The sequence below is a fragment of the Neisseria sp. P0001.S005 genome (genome assembly GCF_051963715.1).
This window is the reverse complement of record NZ_JBQCTZ010000251.1, coordinates 1-4,482: the sequence shown is the minus strand read 5'-3', so window position 1 is coordinate 4,482 and position 4,482 is coordinate 1. Positions and strand designations below refer to the sequence as shown.

At 54.4% G+C, this 4,482-nt stretch carries 5 protein-coding genes; all 5 read right to left on the bottom strand.

The annotated features are described in order from the left end of the window. A partial coding sequence (locus tag ACTHSP_RS18185; RefSeq protein ID WP_440346604.1) for an ATP-binding cassette domain-containing protein occupies positions 1–470 on the bottom strand: 470 nt, incomplete at its 3' end. Positions 471–553: 83 nt separating this feature from the next. After that, a complete protein-coding gene (locus ACTHSP_RS18180; RefSeq protein ID WP_070460554.1) occupies positions 554–1,180 on the bottom strand; it encodes an FmdE family protein in 627 nt (208 codons plus the stop codon). Positions 1,181–1,268: 88 nt separating this feature from the next. Then, positions 1,269–2,240, bottom strand: a complete 972-nt coding sequence (locus tag ACTHSP_RS18175) for an iron chelate uptake ABC transporter family permease subunit (protein ID WP_070460552.1) — start codon at positions 2,238–2,240, stop codon at positions 1,269–1,271. Then, entirely contained in the window at positions 2,230–3,198 is a 969-nt protein-coding gene (locus ACTHSP_RS18170; RefSeq protein ID WP_070873659.1) for an ABC transporter permease, read from the bottom strand. Before ACTHSP_RS18170 ends, ACTHSP_RS18175 begins: the two co-directional genes overlap by 11 nt. A gap of 230 nt (positions 3,199–3,428) precedes the next feature. Continuing rightward, positions 3,429–4,391 carry a siderophore ABC transporter substrate-binding protein gene (locus tag ACTHSP_RS18165; protein ID WP_371464537.1) on the bottom strand — a complete coding sequence of 321 codons (963 nt, stop codon included), beginning with the start codon at positions 4,389–4,391 and terminating at the stop codon, positions 3,429–3,431. Positions 4,392–4,482 lie beyond the last annotated feature (91 nt).

The window sequence follows — 4,482 nt, the reverse complement described above, 5'->3', positions numbered from 1 at the left end:
ACGTAGTCGGTGCGCTGGCAGAATACCATGGCAATCATGGCGCGTTGGCGTTGGCCGCCGGAAAGCTCGGTCAGGTAACGGTCGGCAAAGTCTTGCAGGTGGAACTCGGCAAGCGCTTCTTCGACGATGGTTTTGTCGTTTTCAGACGGCCTGCCTTGGTGGTAGGGATAACGGCCGAACATGAGCAGGTCGCGCACGGTAATGCGGCTCATGATGCTGTTTTCTTGGGTGAGGATGGAGAGCGTGCGGGCGAGTTCGGCGGTGGGGGTGGTTTTGATGTCTTTGCCTGCGTAGCTGATGTTGCCGTGTATCAAGGGCTGCAGGCGCGCCATAAAGGAGAGGAGGGTGGACTTGCCTGCGCCGTTCGGGCCGATCAGCGCGGTAATGCCGCCTTCGGGAATGTCGAGGCTGACGTCGTTGAGGATGGGGTTGCTGCCGATGGTGTGGCTGACGTTGCGGATGGTAATCATAGGCGGGTCCGAAAATGGGAAGTTGGGGTTTCAGACAGCCTTTCAGCATGAGGCCGTCTGAATTTTATTCCTGTATGGTGTTTTTAGATTTCACTGACGGTGACAAATTCGGGATTGTCGGCTTGGTCAATCAGGAAGGCGCGAACGCGTTCTTGCCAAAGCTCGCCGAATTGTTTGAGTTCGTCGGCACTTGCGCTGCCACTGACGGCTTTGGGCATGATGTCGCGCATTTGCGGCGCAAAGGGTTGGAGCGCGGCGTTGAGGCTGACGGCAACGGTTTTGCCGGTATCGCGGCGGCGGAGCGCGAGTGTGCCGTTGATTTCGCCTGCACCAAAGGACAAGAGGTGGCGGCGGGCAAAGCGCCCGGCTGGGCCTACGCCGCCAAAGCCGGTTTCAGGTGCCGCACCGGTAAGGAGTTGGACGACGGAAGCGGTCACGCCGGTCGTGCCTTCGTCACGCTCGCCCTGCATAAAGGCTTCGATGTCGCCGCGTTGCGGCAGCTCTACGCCGTAAAGGGCTTTCAGGCCTTTGACCACCATCAGGTAGGCACCGGCGACAGTCGGGCAGGAGTGGCCGCACAGGCGCACGGCATCGGCGTAGCGGTAAGTGAGGGTGCCGTTTTCGGCTGCGCCGAGGAAGTCGGCCAATGCGTCTTGGACGGTAATGGTCGGGGCATTATCGAAGAATGAAGGGAGGCGTTCTTGTGTCATGAGGGTTGTCCTTTATGGGTTTGCTTAGGCCGTCTGAAGGTTTCAGACGGCCTGAGTTTATTTTTGCGAGCGGTTGGGCACGTTTAATTTATTTCTTTTTCAACACCAAATATAAAAATACCAATCCGCCTGCAAATTCGACGACCACGCTCAATACAGCCTGCATGCCGAGGAAGTGTTCGAAGATGGTTTGCCCGCCGACCAACAGGATGCCGCCGACACAAAAAGTCATGGGCAGGCGGACGGAATGTTTTACCGACGGGGAAAAATGGTTGGCCAGCGCGGCAACCAGCAGGCCGAAAAAGCTCACTGGGCCGACAACGGCAGTGGCGGTCGCAACCAGCGCGGCGATCCACAACAGCAGCCATAAGGTGTTGCGCGTGTAGTTGATGCCCAAATTGACGGCTTGATTGCGGCCGAGTAGGTAAACATCGAGGCGATGGCGTTCGCGCCAGATCACGGCGGCGCTGATGAGCAACACGATTGCGCCGATGCCCAACAATTCTGAATGGACAGTATTGAAGGTGGCAAACATATTCGCCTGCGCGGCGGTAAATTCTTCGGGATCAATCATGCGCGAAAGCAGCGATGACAGGCTGCGGAACAAAATCCCGAAAATCACGCCGATTAAAATCATGCGCGACAAATCGCGTCCGCCCTGTTTGATGAGCGTGTAGAACAACAGCAGCGAGCCGCCCATCATGACGACCAGTTCAAAGCCGAATTTGCCCGTCAACGGCAGGGAAGCATAGCCCACGCCGCCGAGCGTAAACACCAGCAAGGTCTGCAAAAACACATACAGCGAATCGAAACCCAAAATCGAAGGGGTCAGAATCGGATTGTTGGTCAGCGTTTGGAAGAGTTGCGTGGACACGCCGACCGCATAGGCAACCATGAGCAGCGCGGCAAGCTTGGTCAGACGCAGATGCAAGACAAAGTCCCAATCGCCTTTGACGTTGAGCGTCATAAACAGAACGCAGGAAACCAGCAACAGCGCAAAGGCGACCCACAAGGGACGGCTGCTTCCTGCCATAAAACCGATATTTTTTTCAGACGGCATGAGCAGGTTTCCTTAATAAAAGCCATAAAAACAAAGCCGTCCCCATCACGCCAAAAACCGTAGAGACCGGAATTTCAAACGGAAACACAATCACGCGTCCGACAATATCGCACAGCAACACCAAAGACGCGCCCAGCAAGGCTACCGCAGGCAGGCTTTGGCGCAGCTTGTCGCCCATCAGGCGGCTGATGATGTTCGGCACGACTAGGCCGATAAACGGAATATTGCCGACCGTCACGACCACCAAAGACGTAATCAGCGCCACAATAATCAACCCCGACCACAGAATCGCCGTCCGGTTCAGCCCCAAATTTACGCTCACCGTTTCGCCCAAACCCAAAATCGTCAGCTGGTCGGCAATCAAATAGGCAAACAAAGCCAAAATCCCCGTTGCCCACAACAATTCATACCGTCCGAGCAACACGCCGGAAAAATCGCCCTGTTGCCACACGCCTAGCATTTGCAGCATTTCGTTTTCATACGCGATAAAGGTGGCCACCGCCTCAATCACACCGCCGAAAATAATCCCGACCAAAGGCACCATCAGTTGCGCGGTCGGCGGCAGGCGGCGGATCAGCAGCATAAAGACCAACATCCCGATCAGCGCGGCAACGGCGGCAACCGACATTTTTGCCAGCAGTGGCGCGGCCGGAAGCAGCAGGGTCATCAGCAGCAAACCCAAAGCCGCGCTTTGGCTTGCGCCCACCATCGACGGTTCGACAAAACGGTTGCGCATCAAAATCTGCATAATCATGCCGGCCACCGCCATCGATGCACCCGTCAGCACAATCGCAAACGTGCGCGGCAGGCGGCTGATGAACATGACTTGCTGGCTGTCGGATAGCGAAAACAGGGCGGACCATTTGAAGTCGGCCACGCCGACCGACAGGCTGACGGCAAACAATATCAGCAGCGCCACACCGTTGACCGCATTTAAAAATGAAGGTTTATGAAACATAAAATGGTTCGGAAAAAATAAGGCCGTCTGAAAGAAGGGTTAAGGTATTTGGCAAAAAAGGCAGGTTTGCCCATCATAAAAACAGATGCAAACAGGCAAAAATTGTCCATTTGCACCATGTATTTTCAGACGGCCTAAATCCAATGACTTCAGATCAAGCAGCTTGACCCTGTGAATCATCAAACCCTTTAGGCCGTCTGAAAGAAGCGGGCGGCTATGTCCGCGCTGAATTACTTGGCCGCATTAAACGCATCGCTGACCTGTTTGGAAGCGTTCAGCAATTCTTGTGCGCCGCCGGCCGCCAGATAGGTTTCCGGCACGAGGTACACGACTTGGCCTTTTTTCCATGCAGTTGTTTCGGCAACCAAAGGATTGTTCAAAACATCTTTAGCAGCCTGACCTTCTTCACCGATGGCCGCGCCGCGGTCCAAAACAAACAGCCAATCAGGGTTTTTCTCTTTCAGGTATTCAAAGCTGATAGGCTGGCCGTGGCTGCCTTCTTTAATCGATTCATCAACAGCGGGAACGCCGATATCTTTATGCAACCAACCTCCCAAACGGGAAGAAGGGCCGAAAGCCGACATCTTACCGCCGTTGACTAATACCACCAAACCTTTGCCTTTGCCTTGCGCAGCGGTTTTCGCCGCTTCAAACGAAGCATCGATTTCCGCTTTCAGCTTGTCCGCTTCCGCCTGTTTGCCAAAGATTTGCCCCAGCGCGTCGATGCGCTCTTTTGAGCTTTCTTTCAGATTGGCGGTTTCGGCAGTCATCTCGATGGTCGGCGCAATGGCGTTCAACTTGTCAAATGCTTTGGCTGCACGGCTGCCGATGATGATGAGCTGCGGTTTGTAAGCGTTTAAGGCCTCGTAGTCAGGCTCAAACAGCGTGCCGGCAGGTTTCGTGGTTTTGAAATATTCGTCCAAGTAGGGCAGGCGGTTTTTGTCGACGGACAAACCGGTTTTCACGCCCAGTTTGTTTAAAGTGTCGAGCATGCCCAAATCGTAAACGGCGATACGCTCCGGATTTTGCGGCACTGTTGCCTCACCGCGCGTGGTTTTCACCGTCAGGCTTGCGCCTTCGGTTTGGGCGGCAGAAGCGGAAGCAGTTTGTGCCTGATTGGAAGCAGAATCTTTTGGTGAACACGCACCCAAAGCGAGGGTGCAGCATACGGCTAAAGCGGTCAAACGTAACATAGAGTTTCTCCGTAGTCGGAAATAAAGTAAATCGAAATGATAACTTGTATCGGATTATAAAGCTAGATGCCGTCTGAAAACTTTTGTTTTC